22 protein-coding genes are annotated in these 20008 nt (G+C 67.5%); 9 read left to right on the plus strand and 13 right to left on the minus strand.

Annotation, left to right across the window (positions count from 1 at the left end):
* Nucleotides 1-40: 40 nt before the first annotated feature.
* The 3 genes from I6J77_RS11670 to I6J77_RS11680 form a co-directional block, all read right to left on the minus strand.
* Nucleotides 41-457 carry a hypothetical protein gene (locus I6J77_RS11670; protein ID WP_204109120.1) on the minus strand — a complete coding sequence of 139 codons (417 nt, stop codon included), beginning with the start codon at nt 455-457 and terminating at the stop codon, nt 41-43.
* Between the two features lie 61 nt (nt 458-518).
* Nucleotides 519-2720, minus strand: coding sequence for a bifunctional 23S rRNA (guanine(2069)-N(7))-methyltransferase RlmK/23S rRNA (guanine(2445)-N(2))-methyltransferase RlmL (gene rlmKL / locus I6J77_RS11675; RefSeq protein ID WP_204109121.1), 2202 nt, complete (start codon nt 2718-2720; stop codon nt 519-521).
* Nucleotides 2717-3241: an alpha/beta hydrolase gene (locus I6J77_RS11680; RefSeq protein WP_204109122.1), complete on the minus strand. Its 525-nt coding sequence runs from the start codon at nt 3239-3241 to the stop codon at nt 2717-2719. The genes rlmKL and I6J77_RS11680 overlap by 4 nt, the downstream gene beginning before the upstream one ends.
* A 90-nt stretch (nt 3242-3331) precedes the next feature.
* Between I6J77_RS11680 and I6J77_RS11685 the strand changes: the two genes are divergently transcribed.
* From I6J77_RS11685 to I6J77_RS11700, 4 genes are read left to right on the plus strand one after another with little or no spacing between them, the layout of a single operon-like run.
* On the plus strand, nt 3332-3892 hold the full coding sequence (locus I6J77_RS11685) for an N-acetylmuramoyl-L-alanine amidase (RefSeq protein WP_204109123.1): 561 nt from the start codon (nt 3332-3334) through the stop codon (nt 3890-3892).
* A 54-nt stretch (nt 3893-3946) separates the two neighbouring features.
* Entirely contained in the window at nt 3947-4813 is an 867-nt protein-coding gene (locus I6J77_RS11690; RefSeq protein ID WP_056717734.1) for an acyl-CoA thioesterase II, read from the plus strand.
* Nucleotides 4814-4831: 18 nt separating this feature from the next.
* Nucleotides 4832-5224: a DUF2007 domain-containing protein gene (locus tag I6J77_RS11695; protein WP_056717735.1), complete on the plus strand. Its 393-nt coding sequence runs from the start codon at nt 4832-4834 to the stop codon at nt 5222-5224.
* A 44-nt stretch (nt 5225-5268) separates the two neighbouring features.
* A complete protein-coding gene (locus I6J77_RS11700) occupies nt 5269-5976 on the plus strand; it encodes an arginyltransferase (protein ID WP_204109124.1) in 708 nt (235 codons plus the stop codon).
* A gap of 15 nt (nt 5977-5991) precedes the next feature.
* On the opposite strand, the gene I6J77_RS11705 is transcribed toward I6J77_RS11700, so the two are convergent.
* Together I6J77_RS11705 and purT are read right to left on the minus strand one after the other, a co-directional pair.
* Nucleotides 5992-7500, minus strand: a complete 1509-nt coding sequence (locus tag I6J77_RS11705) for an FMN-binding glutamate synthase family protein (RefSeq protein ID WP_056717737.1) — start codon at nt 7498-7500, stop codon at nt 5992-5994.
* 108 nt (nt 7501-7608) lie between these two features.
* Nucleotides 7609-8790, minus strand: coding sequence for a formate-dependent phosphoribosylglycinamide formyltransferase (gene purT, locus I6J77_RS11710; RefSeq protein WP_204109125.1), 1182 nt, complete (start codon nt 8788-8790; stop codon nt 7609-7611).
* 139 nt (nt 8791-8929) lie between these two features.
* Here purT and I6J77_RS11715 point away from each other — a divergent pair, with 139 nt between their 5' ends.
* From I6J77_RS11715 to I6J77_RS11725, 3 genes are all read left to right on the plus strand, one after another.
* Complete coding sequence (locus I6J77_RS11715) at nt 8930-9805, plus strand: SPFH domain-containing protein (protein ID WP_056717739.1); 876 nt, start codon at nt 8930-8932, stop codon at nt 9803-9805.
* 94 nt (nt 9806-9899) lie between these two features.
* Nucleotides 9900-10091, plus strand: a complete 192-nt coding sequence (locus tag I6J77_RS11720) for an Arc family DNA binding domain-containing protein (RefSeq protein ID WP_204109126.1) — start codon at nt 9900-9902, stop codon at nt 10089-10091.
* Nucleotides 10092-10115: 24 nt separating this feature from the next.
* On the plus strand, nt 10116-10904 hold the full coding sequence (locus I6J77_RS11725) for a CPBP family intramembrane glutamic endopeptidase (RefSeq protein ID WP_204109127.1): 789 nt from the start codon (nt 10116-10118) through the stop codon (nt 10902-10904).
* A gap of 5 nt (nt 10905-10909) precedes the next feature.
* Here I6J77_RS11725 and I6J77_RS11730 read toward each other — a convergent pair whose 3' ends face one another.
* Nucleotides 10910-11329: a hypothetical protein gene (locus I6J77_RS11730; protein ID WP_204109128.1), complete on the minus strand. Its 420-nt coding sequence runs from the start codon at nt 11327-11329 to the stop codon at nt 10910-10912.
* Between the two features lie 49 nt (nt 11330-11378).
* On the minus strand, nt 11379-11756 hold the full coding sequence (locus I6J77_RS11735; protein ID WP_204109129.1) for a DUF423 domain-containing protein: 378 nt from the start codon (nt 11754-11756) through the stop codon (nt 11379-11381).
* 81 nt (nt 11757-11837) lie between these two features.
* On the opposite strand from I6J77_RS11735, the gene I6J77_RS11740 reads away from it, so the two are divergent.
* Entirely contained in the window at nt 11838-12452 is a 615-nt protein-coding gene (locus I6J77_RS11740) for an SCO family protein (protein WP_056717802.1), read from the plus strand.
* The gene (locus tag I6J77_RS11745) at nt 12449-12958 is read left to right on the plus strand and encodes a copper chaperone PCu(A)C (protein ID WP_204109130.1); all 510 of its coding nucleotides are present in this window, start codon (nt 12449-12451) and stop codon (nt 12956-12958) included. Before I6J77_RS11740 ends, I6J77_RS11745 begins: the two co-directional genes overlap by 4 nt.
* Here I6J77_RS11745 and I6J77_RS11750 read toward each other — a convergent pair.
* The 6 genes from I6J77_RS11750 to I6J77_RS11775 form a co-directional block, all read right to left on the minus strand.
* Complete coding sequence (locus I6J77_RS11750; RefSeq protein WP_204109131.1) at nt 12952-13833, minus strand: cytochrome c oxidase assembly protein; 882 nt, start codon at nt 13831-13833, stop codon at nt 12952-12954. The two genes, I6J77_RS11745 and I6J77_RS11750, sit on opposite strands and share 7 nt — an antisense overlap.
* 112 nt (nt 13834-13945) lie before the next feature.
* On the minus strand, nt 13946-15862 hold the full coding sequence (locus I6J77_RS11755) for a Gldg family protein (RefSeq protein WP_204109132.1): 1917 nt from the start codon (nt 15860-15862) through the stop codon (nt 13946-13948).
* Between the two features lie 3 nt (nt 15863-15865).
* A complete protein-coding gene (locus I6J77_RS11760; protein ID WP_204109133.1) occupies nt 15866-16600 on the minus strand; it encodes an ABC transporter permease subunit in 735 nt (244 codons plus the stop codon).
* Nucleotides 16597-17541, minus strand: a complete 945-nt coding sequence (locus I6J77_RS11765) for an ABC transporter ATP-binding protein (RefSeq protein ID WP_204109134.1) — start codon at nt 17539-17541, stop codon at nt 16597-16599. Before I6J77_RS11765 ends, I6J77_RS11760 begins: the two co-directional genes overlap by 4 nt.
* A gap of 171 nt (nt 17542-17712) precedes the next feature.
* Nucleotides 17713-19080, minus strand: coding sequence for a polyketide cyclase (locus tag I6J77_RS11770; RefSeq protein ID WP_204109135.1), 1368 nt, complete (start codon nt 19078-19080; stop codon nt 17713-17715).
* Nucleotides 19081-19325: 245 nt separating this feature from the next.
* Nucleotides 19326-19967: a response regulator transcription factor gene (locus I6J77_RS11775; RefSeq protein WP_007806385.1), complete on the minus strand. Its 642-nt coding sequence runs from the start codon at nt 19965-19967 to the stop codon at nt 19326-19328.
* Between the last annotated feature and the right edge of the window lie 41 nt (nt 19968-20008).

Below are 20008 nucleotides of genomic sequence, written 5' to 3' on the forward strand. Positions count from 1 at the left end.
GACCGGGCCCCTGTTCAAGTGTTTTCAGCGATGAGCGCGATCAATCGTCACCGTAGCCATCGTCGCGGATGTAGCGCGTCTGGTACGGGTCGTCGTAGACCACGGTGCGCGTCTCCACCACGCGACGGGTGACCACCGGCTCCTCACGGTAGATCACGGTGCGCGGCTCGCGATAGACCGGCGCGTCGTAATACACCGGCGCCGGGCGCAAGGCGTTGTCGACCAGGCCGATCACGGCGCCGGTGACGATCGCGCCGGCGATCCAGCGACCGCCGCTCCAGTGACCACCGCCGTGACGGTAATAGCCACCGTGATAGCCGCCATGGTAGCCACCGTGATAACCGCCGCCATGGTAGCCATGTCCGCGCGCCGAGGCGCTCAGCGGCATCGCCACCGCCGCCGCAACCGCCAGGCCGATGGCCGCCAGCTTGCCTGCACCACTGAAACGTCGAGTCATGAGTGTTCTCCGTTGTACGGGCAGATGCTCGTCGGATCAGGCTTAATGTGCACTGAAGGGTTCACTTTTTGATGCGGGCGCTGTCCCAGGGATTGATGCCCGGATCGGCCTTGCGTCGCCGCAACAGCCAGCAGCCGTGGATGTCCGCGCGGCGGGCGAAGTCGAACGGGATGCTGGGCGCGCTCCAGTCCTCGATCTCGAAGTGCGTTTCCAGCGCCTCCCGGTCCAGCTTGAAGCGGCGGAAGTTGTTGGAGAACACGATCACGCCGTCGCGGGTCAGCCGCTCGTTGCAGGCTTCCAGCAGCTTCACGTGATCGCGCTGCACGTCGAAATCCTCGGCGCGCTTGGAGTTCGAGAACGTGGGCGGGTCGACGAAGATCAGCCCGTAATGGCCGCGGTCGCGCTGCAGGAATTCCAGCGCGTCGAACTGCATCAGCCGGTGGTCGACACCGGTGAAACCGTTCAGCGCCAGGTTGCGCGAAGCCCACTCCAGATAAGTCGCCGACAGGTCGACGCTGGTGGTTTCCAGCGCGCCGCCCGCCGCCGCATGGACGCTGGCGGTGGCGGTATAGGCGAACAGGTTGAGGAAGCACTTCCCGTGGGCCAGCTCGCGCACCTTGCCGCGCACCAGGCGGTGGTCGAGGAACAATCCCGTGTCGAGATAGTCGGTGAGGTTGACCAGCAGCTTCAGGCCGTCCTCCTCCACTTCGATGAACTCGTTGCGCTGGTCCATCTGGCCGTATTTCGAACCGCCCTTGCCGCGCTCGCGGGTCTTCAGCGCGATGCGTTCGCGCGGCACGCCGAGCACTTCGCCGGCGACCCGGGCGATCTCGCGCATGCGCAGGCGGGCCACGTCGGCGGGGACGTCAGCCGGCGCGCGGTACTCCTGGATGTGCAGGTGGTCGTCGCCATGCGTGTCGCCGTAGACGTCGATGGCGGCGGCGTACTCGGGCAGGTCCTGGTCGTAGGCGCGCCAGCAGTGGATGCCCTCGCGGGCCAGCCGCTTGCGCAGGTGTCTGACGTTCTTTTCCAGACGGTTCTTCAGCATCTGCGCGCCAGGCGACAGCGGCTTCGCTTCACGCGGCTGCTCGTCGCGCGGCTTCAGGTCGAACGTCAGCAGCACGGTTTCCAGCGCGCCGTTGTACAGCGCGTAGCGCTTGTCGGCATGCAGTTGCATCGCGCGGCCCAGTTCGACGTCGCCGGCCAGCACGGCGGCACGCCAGCCGCTGAAACGCTGGCGCAAGGTGTCGCCCAGCGCGCGGTACAGCTTCGGCATCTCGGCGCGATCGCCGAGGCGCTCGCCGTACGGCGGATTGGTGATCACCAGGCCGTGTTCGACGCCGGGCGGTGGCGCGGCGCGCGTCATGTCCTGCTTGTCCAGGGTGAAGAAACCCGCCACGCCCGCTTCCTGCGCATTGCGTTTGGCCGTCTGCACCATGCGCGGGTCGGCGTCGCTGCCGAAGAACACGCTGCGCAATGTGCGCAGGCCATTCTCGGCACGCTGCTTCGCCTCGTCCAGCAGGCCGCGCCACAGCGCGATGTCGTGCTGCTGCCAGCCGAGGAAACCGAAGTATTCGCGGCGCAGGCCCGGCGCCACGTCGGCGGCCATCAGCGCGCCCTCGATCAACAGGGTGCCCGAACCGCACATCGGATCGAGCAGCGCGCCGCCGGCCGCGTAGACCTCCGGCCAGCGCCCGCGCAGCAGCATCGCCGCGGCGAGGTTTTCCTTCAGCGGCGCCTCGCCCTGCTCCTCGCGCCAGCCGCGCCGGTGCAGCGGCGAGCCGGCGAGATCGAGCGACACGGTGGCGCGATCACGGCGCAGGCGCAGGTTGATGCGGATGTCCGGCTCGTCGGTGTCGATGTCCGGACGCGAACCGTCGCGCTGGCGGAACTGGTCGACCACGGCGTCCTTGGTGCGCAGGCCAATGAACTGGCTGTGGTTGAGCTTGCTCATCGCGGTGCCGGCATCCACCGCGAAGGTGGCATGCGCGGCCAGGTGTTCGCTCCAGTCGATGCCCTGCACGCCACGGTACAGCGCGTCGTCATCGGCCGCGTCGAACTCGGCCAGCGGCAGCAGGATGCGGCTGGCCAGGCGCGACCACAGGCAGGCCTTGTAGGCGGTTTCGAGCGTGCCGGAAAAATGCGCGCCGGCCAGCGCCTCGCGCACGTCGCTGGCGCCGATGGCGACCAGTTCGTCGCGCAGCAGGTATTCCATGCCCTTGGGGCAGGTGGCGAAGAACGCGCGCGTTGCCGAGGTGTTCATGCGGCGGCCTGCTGGTCGAGCAACAGCCGGAACTGGGCGTTGATCGTGTCCATGCTGGCAGCCAGTCGGTGATCGTCGTCCAGCACCAGCAGCGGCAGGCGCCGCCGCGCGGCGAACGCGTGCACGCCGGCCAGCGGGCAGACGTCGTCGCGCCAGCCATGGATCAGCATGGCGGGCACGTCGGCGCGCAGGTCGAAGCGGCGCGCATAGCCGGGAATCTCGCTGGGGGTGGCCAGCAGCAACAGTCCGGCCACCGGCACGTCCAGCGAGACCATTCCGGAAACGAAGGCGCCCATGCTGGAACCGACCAGCAGCGGCGGCGCGTCGAGCGCCTCGATGGTGGCGCGCAGGCGGGCGATCCGCGGCGCCACCGAGCCGGCATGGCCGCGGCTGTCGTCGGCGCGGTAGTCCGGCCGCTGCGTGCGCCAGCCCAGCGACTCGGCCAGTGCGGCCAGCGCGCTGACCTTGGTCGCCTCGGGGCTCGAATCCGAACCGTGCGAAAGAATGATCTGGCCGCGCATGGCGGTCTCCATGAAAGTGCTCGAAGCAAGGCACGCATGGTAACAGGCGGCGTTTCCGCCGCGGCCGCGGCACGTGCGAAACTGCAGCGCATGAGCCTGACCATCCACGACCAGCCCCTGCCCTACGTCGACCTGCTGCCCGAGCGCCCCGCCGCGGCGGTGGAGCTGGTGGTGATCCACTGCACCGAGCTGCCGGACCTGGCCATCGCCCGCGAATACGGCGAGCGCGTGCTGCACCCCAGCGGCGCCGGCAACAGCGGCCACTATTACATCGACCGCGATGGCGCGGTGTACCGCTACGTGCCCGGCACCCGCGTGGCCAACCACGTGCGCGGGCACAACCCGAACTCGATCGGCATCGAGCTGGTGAACCTGGGCCGCTATCCGCACTGGTGGGATTCGCGCCAGCAGCGGATGACCGAGCCTTACGGCGATGCCCAGATCACCGCGTTGCGCGCCCTGCTGGCCGAGCTGCGCCGGGATTTCCCGAACCTGCGCCAGATCGCCGGCCATGAACAGCTGGACACGGACCTGATGCCGGCCAGCGACGATCCCGCCATCCAGATCCACCGCAAGCTCGATCCCGGCCCGCTGTTTCCGTGGGTCGAGGTGCTCGAAGCCTGCGGCCTGAGCCGACCGGCGGTGCCGTAAGCGCGGCCGGCGCCCGGTATAATCGCGGGCTTACGTCCCCGCGAGTCCGACTCCATGTCACCCAACCACGTCACCGAACTGGTCGAGCTGCTGCAGCTCGAGCGACTGGAAGACAACCTGTTCCGGGGCCAGAGCCGCGACATCGGCACCCGCTTCGTGTTCGGCGGCCAGGTGCTGGGACAGGCCTTGTCGGCTGCCCAGCAGACGGTCGATCCGGCCCGCGAGGCGCATTCGCTGCACGCGTATTTCCTGCGCGCCGGCGACATCCGCGCGCCGATCGTCTACAGCGTCGAACGCACCCGCGATGGCGGCACGTTCTCCTCGCGGCGGGTAGTGGCGATCCAGCACGGCCAGCCGATCCTGAACGGTTCGATCTCGTTCCAGGTGCCGGAAACCGGCGTCGAACACCAGACCTCGATGCCCGAGGTGCCGGCGCCCGAAGACATCGAACCGATGCATCCGCTGCCGCCGGATGAACTGGCCCGGCTGCCGGTGAAACTGCAGCGCTGGCTGGGCATCGACGGCCCGTTCGAGTTCCGCCAGGTGTGGCCGCGCGACGAGCTGCATCCGGTGAAGCGTCCGCCGATCCAGCACATCTGGTTCCGGCTGACCTCGCCGATCGACGACTCGGCGATCCTGCACCGCGCGCTGCTGGCGTATGCGTCGGATTTCCACCTGATCGGCACCGCCACGCTGCCGCACGGCATCTCGTACATGACCCACAACGTGCAGATGGCCAGCCTCGACCACGCGCTGTGGTTCCACCGTCCGTTCCGCGTCGACGAATGGCTGCTGTACACCTTCGACAGCCCCACCGCCCAGGGCGGCCGCGGGCTGGCGCGCGGACAGATCTTCAGCCGCGACGGGCACCTGGTCGCCTCCACTGCGCAGGAAGGCCTGATCCGCGTGCGCAACGACTGATCGCGTAGACTCCCGCCCATGCGCCAGATCTATACCTCTCCCCGCGAGCAGAACATCGATACCGTGGTCGCCCTGATGGCCGAGCACGGCATCGAGGCCACGGTGTCCAACCGCTCCAACTACAACCGCTCCAGCTGGCAGCGTTTCAGTTACTCGCAGCGCCAGGAAGATCGCAGCCGCTGGCCCCAGGTGTGGATCACCAGCGCCGACGACTACACCCGCGCCCGCGCCCTGCTGCGCGAGATCGGCATCGAGCCGGTGGTCCGTTATGGCGAGGAACTGGCTGCCGCACGCAACCCCACCCCGATGGACCGGCGCAGGCTTACCGTCGCCCGGGTGCGCCGCATCGTGCTGCTGGTGGTGCTCGGCGTGGCGGCGGTGGCGATGCTGCGCAATCTGCACGTGTTCTGAATCGACCACGTGCGGCGCCGCCTGCCGCGGCATAGAATCGGTCCATGCGCCGATCCGACCAAGTCCGGCTGTTCCAGACGCTGCCACATGCGTGCGGCTATTACGCCGACCGCACGGCGCAGAACCTGGTGCTTGATCCGGCCGCCCCCAACCTGGACCAGCTTTACGGCCCCGCGCTGGAACGCGGCTTTCGCCGCGCCGGCGGCCACCTGTATTTCCCCCACTGCGCCAGCTGCCGCGCCTGCACCCCGTGCCGCATCGACGTGGCGAACTTCCGGCCGGACCGCAGCCAGCGCCGCTGCCTGCAGCGCAATACCGACGTGGTCGTCACCGAATGCATCCCCGGTTACAACCGCGAACGCCATGCGCTCTACGAGCGCTACCTGCACAGCCGGCATGCCGGCGGCGGCATGGACGACGCCGAGGCCAGCGACTTCCGCCGCTTCCTCACCGCGCCGTGGAGCCCCACCGTGTTCATGGAGTTGCGCGCGGGGCCACGCCTGCTGGCCGTGGCGGTGACCGACATCTGCCTCAACGGCATTTCCGCCGTCTACACCTTCTACGAGCCGGAGGAAGCCGGGCGCAGCCTCGGCACCTTCGCGATCCTGCAACAGGTGGAACTCGCCCGGCGCCGCGGCATCCCGTGGCTGTACCTGGGTTTCTGGATCGACGGCCACCCGAAGATGGATTACAAGCGGCGCTTCAAGCCGCTGCAGATCCGCACGGCCCAGGGCTGGACCGACATGCCATAGGACGGGTAGTCCGTCCTACGAAGGCTCTCGCTGCGGGTACGGAAACAGCTTCTCCAGCGGAATCGACAAACCGTCGTCGCCGACCACGCGGCAATGCCCGCGATTGAGCTGGCGCGGTTCGCTGACCCCGCAGCTGTGGGCGATGATGCCCACTTCGTGCATCACGTTCTTCGCGTAATGGAATACCCGCTCGGCCTTGTCGGTGACCACCAGGCCGCGCTGCAGTTTCGGATTCTGCGTGGTGATGCCGGTGGGACAGGTGTTGCGGTTGCACTGCAGCGACTGGATGCAGCCCAGCGCCAGCATGAAGCCGCGCGCCGAGTTGACGAAGTCCGCGCCGATCGACAACGCCCACGCCACGTCGTAGGCGGTGATGCACTTGCCCGAGCAGACCACCTTGATGCGTTCGCGCAGGCCCTTGACGATCAGCATGTCGATCAGCGCCGGCAGCGCCTCGTGCAGCGGCAGGCCCACGCCTTCCATCAGGGTCTGCGGCGCGGCGCCGGTGCCGCCCTCGGAGCCGTCGACGATGATGAAGTCGGGCGCGCTCCCGATGCCGCGCCGATGCACTTCATCGCACAGCTCGCCGATCCATTCGGCGCCGCCCAGCACCGCCTTGAAGCCCACCGGCTTGCCGGTGAGCTCGCGGATGTGGGCGATGCTGTCCATCAGCTGCGCGACGTTGCCGATGTCCAGATGGCGGTTAGGGCTTTGCGAATCCTCGCCGACGGGAATGCCGCGGATCGCCGCGATCTCGGCGGTGACCTTGGCGCCGGGCAGCAGGCCGCCCATGCCGGGCTTGGCGCCCTGGCCCAGCTTGATGCTGACCATCTTCACCTGCGGGTGCGCGCAGATCGCCAGCAGCTTCTCGTCGTCGAGCTTGCCGTCCGGCGTGCGCACGCCGTACTTGGCCGTGCCGATCTCGAAGATGATGTCGCAACCGCCTTCCAGGTGATACGGCGCCAGGCCGCCTTCGCCGGTGTCCATCCAGATGCCGGCCTTGGCCGCACCCCGCGACAGCGCCCGCACCGCCGGCGCCGACAGCGCGCCGAAGCTCATCGCGGAAATATTGAAGAACGCGGCGTGGCTGTACGGCTCGCGCGCGTACGGGCCGATCGTCACCGGCACCGGTTCGACATGATCGGTGCCCAGGTCGGGGAACGGCGCGTTGACGAAGAACGGCACGCCTTCGGCCCGCAAGTCACGGCTGGAACCGAAGGCGTTGGTGTTGTCCACGTTCTTCGCCGCGCGATACACCCAGGTGCGCTGGGCGCGATTGAACGGCATTTCCTCGCGGTCGCTGGAATACAGGTATTGGCGGAAGAACTCGCCCAGGTGCAGGAACCAGTAGCGGAAGTGGCCGATCACCGGGAAGTTGCGCAGCACCGCGTTGCCGGTCTGGTTGCGATCGACCACCCAGGTCGCCAGCAACACCACCACCGCCAGCGCCAGCAACAGCAGCGCGAACGCCGCCGCCAGCTCGACCACCACCACCAGCCAGTGCGCGAATCCGCCTGATTCCATCCTTGCCTCTCCCCGATCAAGGGCTCGCCGTCAGGGCGAGCGGTTACGACTCGACAACCGTCGTCGATGGCGCAGAGCCTATCGCATCGGATCGCGGCATTCTTCCGATCACAACTCGATGCGCAGTTTTCCGGCGGCGCGCACGGCCTTGCCCACTGCTTCGTTCAGCGTGCCGGCCCGGGCCAGCGCCACCGCCATGCGCCGGCGCCCCTTCACCTCGGGCTTGCCGAAGAGCCGCAGTTGCGTGTCCGGCTCGGCCAGCGCCTCGGCCACGCCGTGGTAGCGCGGTCCTGCGCCCTCGCCTTCGACCAGCACCGCGCACGAGGCCGACGGCCCGTACTGGTGGATCACCGGGATCGGCAGTCCCAGGATCGCCCGCGCATGCAGCGCGAACTCGGAAAACTCCTGCGAGATCAGGGTGACCAGGCCGGTGTCGTGGGGGCGCGGACTGACCTCGGAGAAGATCACCGCATCACCCCTGACGAAGAACTCCACGCCGAACACGCCCCAGCCGCCCAGCGCGCCGGTGACCGCCGCGGCCTGGCGCTGCGCCTCGGCCAGCGCAGCGTCGCTCATCGGCTGCGGCTGCCACGACTCGCGGTAGTCGCCGTCTTCCTGGCGGTGGCCGATCGGCGCGCAGAAGCTGACGCCATCGGTATGCCGCACGGTGAGCATGGTGATCTCGTAATCGAAATCGACGAAGCCCTCGACGATTACCCGGCCCTTGCCCGCGCGTCCGCCGGACTGGGCGTAATCCCACGCATGCTGCAGTTCGTCGTCGCCGCGCACCACGCTCTGGCCCTTGCCGGAGGAACTCATCACCGGCTTGACCACGAACGGATAGCCGATCGCGGCGGCCGCGGCGCGGTACTGCGCCTCGTCGTCGCAGAAGCGGTACGGCGAAGTCGGCAGCTGCAGCTCCTCGGCGGCGAGCTTGCGGATGCCTTCGCGGTCCATCGTCAGCCACGCGGCGCGGGCGGTCGGGATCACCCGCTGCCCTTCCTTCTCCAGTTCGATCAGGGTCGGCGTGTGGATCGCCTCGATCTCCGGCACCACCAGGTCGGGCTTTTCCAGCTCGATCAGCGCACGCAGCGCCTTGCCATCCAGCATGTCGATCACGTGGCTGCGATGAGCCACCTGCATGGCCGGCGCATTGGCGTAACGATCCACCGCGATCACCTCGACCGCGTAGCGCTGCAGTTCGATCGCCACTTCCTTGCCCAGCTCGCCGGAGCCCAGCAGCAGAACGCGCAGCGCGTGGTCGGAATGGGGCGTGCCGAAAGGCTTCATCGGGTTCTCCGGTGCGGACAAACCGGCATTGTATGCGGCCGCCCGGGTCGTCGACCGCCGTCACTGCCGGGATCACGAGGGGCCACTTGCGTTTGATATCACTTTGATATCTAATTATCTCACCTCAGGGAGACTCCTCATGAACGAACACAATGGCTTTTCCGTCGCCGGCATCCCTTTCGTGGGGTTGTGCCTGGTACTGGCCGGCATCGGCGTGGCACTGGTGGTATCCGCCATCCACGGTCATCCGGATGCCCCTCCGCTGTTCCAGGTGTTCACCGGCGTGATCCTGCTGGCGATCGACAGCTTCATGCTCAAGGGCTTCTTCCAGGTTGCCCCGAATGAAGGCCAGGTCCTGCAACTGTTCGGCAAGTACGCCGGCACCGTGCGCCACGAGGGTCTGCGCTGGACCAATCCGTTCTACAGCCGCCAGCGCATCTCGCTGCGCGTGCGCAACTTCGAGAGCGGCAAGCTGAAGGTCAACGACAACGACGGCAATCCGATCGAGATCGGCGCCGTGGTGGTATGGCAGGTGCTGGACACGGCCGAGGCGGTGTTCTGCGTCGACGACTACGAAAACTACGTGCACATCCAGAGCGAATCCGCGCTGCGGCAGATGGCGCAGAGCTACCCCTACGACGCCCACGAGGACGGCAAGCCCTCGCTGCGCAGCCACGGCGACGAGATCAACACGCACCTGCGCGACGAGATCCAGACCCGCCTGGGCAAGGCCGGCGTGCAGGTGGTGGAAGCGCGCATCAGCCACCTTGCCTACGCGCAGGAAATCGCCCAGGCGATGCTGCAGCGGCAACAGGCCGGCGCGATCATCGCCGCCCGCACGAAAATCGTCGAAGGCGCGGTGAGCATGGTCGAGATGGCGCTGGACCAGCTCAGCCAGCGCGGCGTGGTGAACCTGGACGAAGAGCGCAAGGCGGCGATGGTCAGCAACCTGCTGGTGGTGCTGTGCGGCGAGCGCGGCACCCAGCCGGTGCTGAACACCGGCACGCTGTACTGAGGGGATGGTCATGGGCAGCCTCATCGCCATCCTGCTGATCGTGTTCATTGCGAGCCACGCCGCAAGGCGTGGACGCATGCGGCGCTGAGCCGGCATGGCCGCCGAAAAAAAAGCCTATCCGCTGCGCATCAACGCCGTCGTGCTGGACGCGATGCAGCGCTGGTCCGATGACGAACTGCGCAGCCTCAACGCACAGATCGAATACGTGCTGCGCGAGGCGCTGCGCAAGGCTGGCCGCCTGAAAGCCAACCCCGGCACGGCCGCGGTCGACCACGACCCGGACTGACCTCCACTGCAAGAGCCTCACTCCATGCCAGCCATCGCGCCCGCCGCCCTGCCCGTCAAGGGTCCCCATCTGAAGCTCGCCATGCTGCTCGGCCTTGCCGGCCTGTTGTCCACCCTGGCGCTGTGGCCGTATCTGCTGGTGCTGATGCCGCAGAAGCTGGCCGCGCTGCCCTTGCCCCTGCCGGTCGTGGTGGCGGCGCAGACTATCCAGGCTGGCGTGATGTGCTGGCTGCTCGCCTGGCTCGGTCTGTCCCTGGGCGCACCGCACGGACTGGATGCACCGTGGCTGCGCAGTCGGGTCTATCGGCGTCCGCTCGACCCGGGCCGGCCCGCGCGCTGGGGTCTGGCCATGTCGCTCGGCGCGGGCGCTGCCGTGCTGGTGCTCGGCCTGTCGTTGCTTGGGCCCACGCTTCCGGCCGAGCATGCCACCAGCGCCGCGGGCTGGGCCTGGCGTGGCGCGCTGGCGTCGTTCTATGGCGGCATCGTGGAGGAAGTCGGCTGCCGGCTGCTGCTGGTCAGCCTGTTCGTCTGGCTGCTGGCGCGAAGCCACCGCAACGTGGCGCTGCCGTGGATGTTCGTGGTGGCCATCGTGCTGGCTGCGCTGCTGTTCGGCGCCGGCCATCTGCCGGCAGTCTTCGCGATCACGGCGACACCGGCATCGTTGCTGATCGGCAAGATCGTCCTGCTCAACGCCGTCGTCGGAACGGTGACTGGCGTGCTGTTCTGGAAGTACGGCCTGGAGCACGCGATGCTGGCGCACTTCTGCGCCGACCTGGTGTTGCATGTGATCGCGCCACTGGCCGGCGGCGCCTGATTCGCTCAGCGCGGATCGAAGGCCACCTGCTGCAACTGGGGCAGCTTCAACAGGCGCAGCGTTGAGCGCTGCCGATCCGTGACGAGCAGCAACGAGCCCAGCTGCGCGATCGAATGAACGTCCGGCAGCCCGTCGTCTGCACCCAGGCGCTCCAGGGGACGGCCGTCGTTGGCGTCGTAGACCACCAGTTCGCGGCTTTCCGGGTCCACCACCAGCAGCCAGTCGTGGGCCGCATCCCGCCAGTGCACCAGCTGGCCGACCGGGTCGGCCTCAGCTGCTCCGGTCGGAGCCGGCAACCATGACCACGACAGCCCCAGCGACAACGCCGCAAGCAGGATCAGGCCGGGCCCGCGCAGCCTGCGCAGAAGATGGCCGGGCGACCATGTCGCACGTGAGCGCTGCCAGGGGACGGTCTGCGTGTTCATGCAAACACGATCGCAGCCGGGCATGACGGCGGCATGACACCCGCAAGAACTATTCGTTGCGCGTACGCAGCGTCCAGCCAAGCGCAAGCCAGCCGACCACGAAGGCTAGCCCGCCGAACGGCGTGATGATGCCCACCCAGCGTGGCGCACCCAACGCCAGCGCATACAGGCTGCCGCTGAACAACACGATGCCGGCGCCGAACGCGAGCAGCGCCACCCGGCCGCTGCGGCCACGCCCCAGCGCAGCCGTCATGACCAGCGCCAGCGCATGCCACACGTGGTAGTTCACCGCCGTATGCCACAGCTCCGTGCCACGCCCGTCGAGCACGCCGCGCAGCGCATGTGCGCCGAACGCGCCCAGCAGCACCGCGCTGGCTCCGGCAACGCCGACCAGCACGGCAACACGGGTACTGACAGGTTGTCGCATGGTGCTCGTATCCCTGGCCGGCGAACCCGGCAACGCGGCCGGTGTCGTATGCTTGAACGGATGAAGACCAAGGATTCTCGCATGAAGCCCCGCCACTGGCTGCGCCCCGCGCTGCTGCTGTTGCTGCTCGCTGTCGGCCTGTTGCTGGGCGGCTGTCAGCACGACCAGCCGCCGTTCCGGCTGACCAACATCAGCGGCCACATGCCCGATCTCGACTTCAAGCTCACCGACGACAACGGCAAGGCGGTCACCGGCGCCGACTATCGCGGCAAGGTGGTGCTGCTGTATTTCGGTTACACCCATTGCCCCGACGTCTGCCCGCTGACCCTGGCCCAGTTGCACGTGGTGATGCAGCGGCTGGGACCATTGGCCGACGACGCGCGCATCCTGTTCGTCAGCGTCGATCCGGCACGCGACACGCCGGCGATCATGCACGCCTACGTCAACGCGTTCGACCCGCGTGCGGTGGGCCTGGTCGGCAGCGCTCGCGCCGTCGAAACGCTGAGCAAGCGCTATCGCTCGGCCTTCACCCGCGAACCGGGCGATGCCGACGGCAATTACGAGGTCAGCCACAGTTCGGCGATCTACGTGTTCGACCGCGAGGGCCATGCCCGCGTGCTGGCCACCCCCTCCGCCTCGCACGACGACCTCGTCCACGACCTGCACCTGCTGCTGAACACCGGAGCCCACGAATGAAACTTTCCCGACTGTCGCTGCTGTGCGCCGGCCTGCTGCTGGCCGGCATCGCCCACGCGGCCGATGCCGACCACATCCATGCCAGCCATGCGTGGATTCGCGTGCTGCCCGGCGCCCTGCCCGCCGGCGCCTATGTCACGCTGGAAAACGACAGCGGCGCGCCGATCGCGTTGCGCGGCGCCAGCAGCACGATCTACGCCGAGGCGATGCTGCACCGGAGTTCGACCGCCGGCGGCGTCAGTCGCATGAGCATGGTCGACTCGCTCGACGTGCCCGCGCACGGCAAGGCCGCGCTGGCGCCGGCGGGCTACCACCTCATGCTGATGCAACCGAAACAACCGGTGAAACCGGGCGACAGCGTGACGCTGACCCTGAAGTTCGCCGACGGCAGCACCCTGGCCACCGACTTCATCGCACGACCGGCCAACGCGCTGGACGCCGGCGACACTCATGCCGACCACGCCATGCCCGGCATGGACCACGGCGCGATGTCACACGATCACTGAGCGTCCGTGACCGTCGCCTTGCCGGCCACCGTCCGGACCGTCCTGCGCGGCGGCTTGCGCGGCAACCGGCCGTTGCGTGACAGGCGCAGCCACAGGCGCAGCGCCATCAGCCCGCCGATCGACTCCACCAGGGCCGACGGCACCCAGATGATCACGCCGCCGATCAGCTGGCCGGTGAGCACGTTGAGGGTGAACGCGCGTCCGCAGATCTCGAAGATCGGATAGAGGTCGGTCTTCGAGAACGTGACGATCGCTCCGGCGACGATCTGCGGTGTCATGGTGATCGCCGGCGACAGCACGCGCAGCCCGGCGGTCATCCGTCCCGGCGGATGCGGGCGGTGATCGAGCACCAGCGACCAGTAGGCGAAACCGCTGACCAGCATGCTCCAATTCATGAAGCGGTAGATGCGCCAGTCCAGCATCGCCAGCGTCTGCAAATCGGGCACCAGCCAGATCAGGATGAAGGCGATGAACAGCAGCGTGGCGACGGTCGGATTCCACAGCACGCCGAATACCAGCCGCCACGGCCATGAGCGCTGCAACGGACGCAGCACGCGTACCCGCCAGGCCAGCGGCAGGCCGGCGCGCAACACCGCGGACGGATACGCCGCGACGATCAGCAGCGGCGCGATGTGGTGCAGCAGCAACTGCTGGATGCGGTGCATGAAGAACTCATGCTCGGCGTAGTAGTCCAGATACGTGTGCAGCGACAGGTAGATGATCGCCATGCCCGACCAGAACGTCAGCTTGCTGGCGAACCGCACCGGCCGCCGGCGACAGCCGCGCAGGTACAGCACGCTGGCCACCACGAAGCACGTGAGCAAGACCCACGAAAACTCCCACGGCACGATCCATTTCAACAGGCTTGCAGTCACTGCACCGGCACTTCTGTCCGCACCGGCGGCGGCCGGCGACCGCCCAGCTTAACGCCGCACCGCCATCGCGTCAGCTTTCACGGGTCCGCGTGCTTGCGGCAGATTGCCGCCGTCACCGGCGGCGGCGGCCGTAGCGCCCCCTGCGCCAGCCGTACAACAGGCCGAACAGCACCACCAGGGCGGGGATCGCCACGATGTTGGTGACCTTCACCCGCAGCCCCAGCGCATCGATCTCCGCGTTGAGCTGGTGCTGCACGTCGCGCAGCTCCTTGTTGATCGCCAGCTGGCGCTGGCGGAACTGCTCGATCTCGCGCCGCTGCTCGGCCGTAGCGGTGCTGCCGTGGCCGCCCTTGGCCGGCTGCAGTTCGTCCAGCCGCCGCCGGGTGTCGGCCAGCTCCTGCTCCAGCTCCTGCTCCTTCTGCAGGAATTTCTGGTCGGCCACGTTGCGCAATGCCTGCACCCGGGTGAAGGGGCGCTGCGACGTGGAGCGGCCGCGAATCGACAGCAGCGCCGACGAACCGCTGAGGTTGTCCACCAGGTTGGTCACCAGGTCGCCGTTATTGGCGAAGATCCGCATCATGGTCTGGCCGAGGATGGTCTGCGGCTCGACCCACAGGCGATCGCTGAGCAGGTCGGTATCGGCAACCAGGATCACCTCGGCATTCGCGGCCGAGCGCGCACGATGACCCGCCACGCCGGCGCGCTCCGGGAACGCGCTGTCGAAGGTGCCGTGCAGGCGCGCCGCGAGCAGGTAATGGGCGCCGTCGGGATGGTAGTTCTGCAGCAGCGAAGTGGGATCGTTGCTGGCGTCCAGCACGCGCTGGGTGGACACCACCTCGGCCTCGACACTGCTCTGCAGCAGCGGGACCAGTCGGGTGTGCGCATCCGCGGCCAGGTCGAAGAAGCCCGCGGTGGAGACGTTGATGCGCTGCAGGCTGGCGGTCACCGCATCGTTGCGGTTCAGTTCCTGCGCGCCCAGGTCCAGCATCGCCGGATGGTTGAGGCTGCTGCCGGCCAGCTCGATCTGCAACGCGCGGCTACGATCGAGCACCACCTTGTGCGGGTCGTAGATCACGCCCCACGCCTTGAACAGCCGCGGCAGGTCCGACGCACGATCGGGAAAGGTGATGCTCTCCGGCCCGTAGGGCGAGGTGTCCAGCTCGGCGTCCGGGTCGACGAATACCACCAGATGCCCGCCGCCCAGCACGTACTGGTCGATCGCGTATTGCGCATCGGGGGTCAGGCGCCTGGGCTGGATCAGCAACAGCACGCGGATCTTGTCGTCCACTTTTTGCAGCGTGGCCGGATCGATCGTCTTCAGGTCGAACAGCTGGCCCAGTTGCTGCAGGACCGTCCACGGTTGTTCGCTGAGCACCGGGTTGCCCTCGACCGGCAGCGAACTGATCACGCCGACCTGCGGCTTGCTGGTCTGGTTCAGTTCGTACACCAGCTTGGCGATGTCGTACTCGAGGAACGCCTCGCGCGAGGGATCGAAGAACGCGATCGACAGCGTCTTCTCCGGCACGCGGTCATCGTTGCTGTCGCCGTCGACGCTGCCGGACATGGCACTGCCGGCGAGGCCGAAGAACACCCGCTCGCCGTTGCTGCCGCCATTGGCCGCGGTGAGGCCGCTGCCTTCGGCGCTGGCCTCGTCATCGGAATACGGCACCGGATCGATGGTCTGCAGGCGGATGCGACCGTGCGAACGCGCCACCATCTCCTGCAACATCTCGCGCACGCGCTGCTCGTAACTGCGCAGTTGCGGCAGGTCGCGGGTCGCGTGCTCGGAGAAGTACAAGGTCAGCCGCAGCGGCCGCTGCAATGTATCGACGATGTGCAGCGTGCCCGGCGTCAGCGTGTACAGCTGGTCGGTGGTGAGGTCGACCCGCGATGCGTGCAGCCAGCGACTGCTGGCCACGATCAGCGGCACGAACACCAGCACCAGCAGCACCAGTGCGCCATACAGCAGGCCGCGCCGGGTCAGTCGCAGCGGCGTGGAAAGCATGTGATGAAGACGCGAACGGGGCATCGGTCAGCGCGTCCGTTTCAGGTCGAGCAGCAGCACGCCGGCGAGCAGCCAGCCCAGCGTGCTCAGCAGAAAATACAGCAGGTCGCGCACGTCGAGCACGCCCCGCGCGATCGCCTCGAAGTGGCGCAGCATCGACAGGTGCGCCACCGCGTTGATCAGCTTGCGCGGCAAGGTGCCGGAGAAGAAGTCGAGCACCTGCGGCTGGCCGATCAGGATCAGCAACACGCAGACCAGCGCGGTGAGGATGAAGGCCACCACCTGGCTGCGGGTCAGCGCGGACAGGCAGGCGCCGATCGCCACGAAGCTGCCGGCCATCAGCCAGCTGCCCAGGTATCCCGCCAGGATGATGCCGTTGTCCGGCGAGCCCAGGTAGTTGACGGTGATCCAGATCGGGAAGGTCAGCGCCAGCGCCAGGCCGATGAACAACCAGGCCGCCAGGAACTTGCCCAGCATCGCCTGCCACAGCGTCAGCGGCAGGGTCAGCAGCAGTTCCAGCGTGCCGCCCTTGGCCTCCTCCGCCCACATGCGCATGGTGATCGCCGGCACCAGGATCAGGTACAGCCAGGGATGCATCGCGAAGAACGGCTGCAGGTCGGCCTGGCCACGCTCGTAATAGTCGCCCGCATAGAACGTGAGGATGCCGGTCAGGACCAGGAAGATCACCAGGAAGACGTAGGCCACCGGGGTCACGAAATAACTGCGCAACTCGCGCCGCAGCACCGCGTTGACCGGGCTCATGCGCGAACCTCGGCGGCGCGATCGTCACTGGTGGTGATCTGGCGGAACACCTCGTCGAGCCGGCCACGCTCGAGCTGGATTTCCGAAACCTCCAGGCCCTGCTCGCGCAGCAGCGTTTCCACCGCTTCCAGGATGCGTTCGCCCGGCTTCGGAAACACCGTGATGCGCCCGTCCAGTGGGTCCACCTCGATCGACGCCACCTGCGGCAGGCGCCCCAGCATCTCCTGCGACATGCCGCTGCCCGGCGCGCTGAACGACACCGCACCGTGATAGCGCGAGCGCGCTTCCAGTTCGGCCGGCGTGGCGTCCGCCAGCAGCTTGCCGCGGGCAATGATCACCACCCGGTTGCACAGCGCATGGACTTCTTCCAGCAGGTGGGTGGAGATCAGGATGGTGCGGTCGCGCGCCATCACGTCGATCAGCTGGCGCACCGCGTGTTTCTGGTTCGGATCGAGGCCGTCGGTGGGTTCATCCAGCATCAGTACCGGCGGATCGTGCAGGATCGCCTGGGCCAGCCCGACGCGTCGGCGCAAGCCCTTCGACAGCGTGTCGATGCACGCCTCCAGCACGTCCTCCAGCTGCAGTTGCTGCACCACCGCGTCGAAACGCCGGTAGCCCGTCTCCGCCTTGAGCCCGCGCATGCGCACGATGAAATGGAGAAACTCGCGCACGGTCATTTCGCCGTAACTGGGCGCGCCTTCCGGCAGGTAGCCCAGTGCCCGCTTTGCCTTCAGCGGCTCGCGGCTGACATCGTGGCCGCAGACCCGCGCCGTGCCCGAGGTGGGCACCAGAAACCCGGCGATCATGCGCATCGCGGTGGACTTGCCGGCGCCGTTCGGGCCAAGCAGGCCCAGCACCTGGCCCGGTTCGACACGGATGCTCAGCGCGTCCACGGCGGTGAGGTGGCCATAGCATCGGGTGAGCTGGTCGGTTTCGATCATGTCCGGTGACGGGCTGTGGAGTTGGCGCGACCAGCTGGCGGAAGAGCTGGCCGGGTGCTGTCGCGGCGCGTCCCGCAATGTACCGCAAGAAGCCCGGGGTGATCCGAAAGAAAAAGGCCCTTCCGGGTGGAAGGGCCTTTCTGTATTTCGACAAGACCGCGCGTGGAGGGTTTACTCGCCCGCGCTGGCGGCCTCTGCCGGAGCCGCGGCCGTGCCGGCCGGGGCGGGAGCGGAGCTGGCCGCTGCCGGCGCCTGCGTATCGTCCAGGCTCGGCGGCTGCAGACCGGCTTCCTGCTCCGGAGTCTTTTCCGGGGCGTCGGTGATCGGCAGGTACACGTTGTACTTGGCATAGGCCGTGATGTTGCCGCCAGCGTCCTTCACTTCCGGCGTGGCAATCACGTCGTAGGGGCGGTTGACCACTTCGTCGTACTTGTAGCCATGGGTCTGCGCGTAAGCCTTGAGCATGTCGCGGGTCTGCGGCACACCGGCAAACGTGCCGTTCCACACGCCCTTGAGCGCCGCGCCACCGAACGCCAGCGAGGCGCGAACGTTGCCATCCAACACCAGGCGACCGAAGCGGTCGCGACTGCCGACGGCCACGCTGCTGTCGGCTGCGCCAGCGGCGCTGCTCGCCTCGGCGGGAGCGGCATTGTCGATCGACGGCGGGGTGGCGGCGGTGAGCTGCTCGCTCTGGCCATTCACGGTCAGCGTGCTGCTATCGATCGGGAACGCCACGTCGAAGCTGTAGGTCTGGTCACCGTAGTTGGTGGTGATCAGGATGCGCGAGCCGGTGATGTTCACACCGAGCTTCTTGGCGGCAGCCTGGACCTCGGTGGACGCCTTGGCCACGGCGTCTTCCACCGCTTCCATGCCGTCCTTGCGCTGGATCGAGGTGGATACCAGCAAGACCGGGGTGGGCTGGGTCTGTTCGATGTAGGGGATCAGCTGGCTGTAGTCGATGTTCGGCACGCCGGCCAGCACGTTCTGCAGGTTGTTCAGGCTGAACTGGATGAAGGAGTCCGGATCGCCGTGGATGTAGAGGTTGGCAAAGCGGTTGATCAGGTTCCAGCCGTAGGACACGTCATACGACCAGGTCACCTGGGTCAGCTGGCCGCGGTTGCCCTGGCGCTCCAGATCCAGCGTGAAGTGCTTGTCCAGGCCGCGCCAGTCGTTGTCCAGGTTCCAGATGATGCTGGCGCTCTTGGTGTTGCCGTCGATCTGGTCGAACTCGGGCGTGGCGCTGGCGATGGTCAGGCCACCGTTGCCCAGCTTGGCATCCGTCGTGGTCCAGCTGATCTCGGCGCCCGGGCCGTAGGCCTTGCCGGAGAACGCGAACTGCACCTTGGGGTCGAGCGAGCGCAGCACCGAGTAGTCCGGCAGCCGGCGGTAGTTGTCGAGCACGTCATAGACCTGACGCATGTCCTTGCCGATGACCAGCTGGCGTTCCACATGACCGCTGCCGGGCATGACCACAGCCGCCAGGACACCGAGCACCGCAACGATGACCAGGGCAACAAGAAATTCAAAGACACGCATCATTCCAGAGTTCTCCGAAGCGTCTTTACGCCATACCTAGATAGTGTTGCCCCGGCCTTCCGCGCGAACCCGCCCTTCGGTGGGGTCCGAGGGCCATGGCAGGGGGTCGGCAAACGCCGAAGCTACGGATGTTACTTGCTCACGGGCTGGAACGCTATCCGCCCGGACGGCCTCCGCGCAGGGTCGAAAAACGCCCGGCCAAAGCCCGTTGAAACGGCGCATCCGGGCGCCCTGCACCCGGGCGGGCATCAGACGATGCCCATTTCCAGCGCCTTCAGCACGGCCCGCGTGCGGTCGCGCACGCCCAGCTTGGAAAGGATGTTGGAAACGTGGTTCTTCACCGTGCCTTCGGCCACCTTCAGCGAGTTGGCGATCTCCTTGTTGCTGTAGCCGCCGGACAGCAGCCGCAGGATCTCGGTCTCGCGCTCGGTCAGCGGGTCGGGCTGCTCGAGGCTGGTGAAGTTGTTCTGCATCCGCGACACCCCGGCCATCAGCCGCTGGGTCACCATCGGCGCCACCAGCGAGCCACCGGCGGCCACCGTGCGCACGGCCTCGACCAGTTGCTCCAGCGAAACGTCCTTCAACAGGTAACCGCGGGCGCCGGCCTTGAGGCCCTGCAGCACCAGCTGGTCGTCATCGAAGGTGGTCAGGATGATCGTGGGCGGCAGTTCGTTGCGGGCGGACAGCGCCTGCAGCACTTCCAGCCCGCTCATGTTCGGCATGCGCAGGTCCAGCAGCACCACGTCGGGCTTGATCCGCGGAATATCCTGCACGGCCTGGGCGCCGTCGGCGCACTCGGCCACCACACGGATGTCCTCAGCCAGGTCCAGCAGCGAACGGACGCCCTGGCGAACCAGATTCTGGTCGTCGACGAGACAAACGGAAATCATCGCGGATCCTCGGGAAAACTGTGGCTTGACGATGGGATGCT

The organism is Rhodanobacter sp. FDAARGOS 1247 (assembly GCF_016889805.1).
Lineage (GTDB): Bacteria > Pseudomonadota > Gammaproteobacteria > Xanthomonadales > Rhodanobacteraceae > Rhodanobacter.

Bases quoted from the DNA above. Each gene is read 5' to 3' on its own strand.
- I6J77_RS11740 (WP_056717802.1), top strand. From the start codon at position 11,838: ATGAAGCCCCGCCACTGGCTGCGCCCCGCGCTGCTGCTGTTGCTGCTC.
- I6J77_RS11725 (WP_204109127.1), top strand. From the start codon at position 10,116: ATGCCAGCCATCGCGCCCGCCGCCCTGCCCGTCAAGGGTCCCCATCTG.
- I6J77_RS11765 (WP_204109134.1), bottom strand. From the start codon at position 17,541: ATGATCGAAACCGACCAGCTCACCCGATGCTATGGCCACCTCACCGCC.
- I6J77_RS11680 (WP_204109122.1), bottom strand. From the start codon at position 3,241: ATGCGCGGCCAGATCATTCTTTCGCACGGTTCGGATTCGAGCCCCGAG.
- I6J77_RS11705 (WP_056717737.1), bottom strand. From the start codon at position 7,500: ATGGAATCAGGCGGATTCGCGCACTGGCTGGTGGTGGTGGTCGAGCTG.
- I6J77_RS11720 (WP_204109126.1), top strand. From the start codon at position 9,900: ATGGCCGCCGAAAAAAAAGCCTATCCGCTGCGCATCAACGCCGTCGTG.
- I6J77_RS11700 (WP_204109124.1), top strand. From the start codon at position 5,269: ATGCGCCGATCCGACCAAGTCCGGCTGTTCCAGACGCTGCCACATGCG.
- I6J77_RS11745 (WP_204109130.1), top strand. From the start codon at position 12,449: ATGAAACTTTCCCGACTGTCGCTGCTGTGCGCCGGCCTGCTGCTGGCC.
- I6J77_RS11730 (WP_204109128.1), bottom strand. From the start codon at position 11,329: ATGAACACGCAGACCGTCCCCTGGCAGCGCTCACGTGCGACATGGTCG.
- purT (WP_204109125.1), bottom strand. From the start codon at position 8,790: ATGAAGCCTTTCGGCACGCCCCATTCCGACCACGCGCTGCGCGTTCTG.
- I6J77_RS11685 (WP_204109123.1), top strand. From the start codon at position 3,332: ATGAGCCTGACCATCCACGACCAGCCCCTGCCCTACGTCGACCTGCTG.
- I6J77_RS11755 (WP_204109132.1), bottom strand. From the start codon at position 15,862: ATGCCCCGTTCGCGTCTTCATCACATGCTTTCCACGCCGCTGCGACTG.
- I6J77_RS11670 (WP_204109120.1), bottom strand. From the start codon at position 457: ATGACTCGACGTTTCAGTGGTGCAGGCAAGCTGGCGGCCATCGGCCTG.
- I6J77_RS11770 (WP_204109135.1), bottom strand. From the start codon at position 19,080: ATGATGCGTGTCTTTGAATTTCTTGTTGCCCTGGTCATCGTTGCGGTG.
- I6J77_RS11695 (WP_056717735.1), top strand. From the start codon at position 4,832: ATGCGCCAGATCTATACCTCTCCCCGCGAGCAGAACATCGATACCGTG.
- I6J77_RS11735 (WP_204109129.1), bottom strand. From the start codon at position 11,756: ATGCGACAACCTGTCAGTACCCGTGTTGCCGTGCTGGTCGGCGTTGCC.
- I6J77_RS11760 (WP_204109133.1), bottom strand. From the start codon at position 16,600: ATGAGCCCGGTCAACGCGGTGCTGCGGCGCGAGTTGCGCAGTTATTTC.
- I6J77_RS11715 (WP_056717739.1), top strand. From the start codon at position 8,930: ATGAACGAACACAATGGCTTTTCCGTCGCCGGCATCCCTTTCGTGGGG.
- rlmKL (WP_204109121.1), bottom strand. From the start codon at position 2,720: ATGAACACCTCGGCAACGCGCGCGTTCTTCGCCACCTGCCCCAAGGGC.
- I6J77_RS11775 (WP_007806385.1), bottom strand. From the start codon at position 19,967: ATGATTTCCGTTTGTCTCGTCGACGACCAGAATCTGGTTCGCCAGGGC.
- I6J77_RS11690 (WP_056717734.1), top strand. From the start codon at position 3,947: ATGTCACCCAACCACGTCACCGAACTGGTCGAGCTGCTGCAGCTCGAG.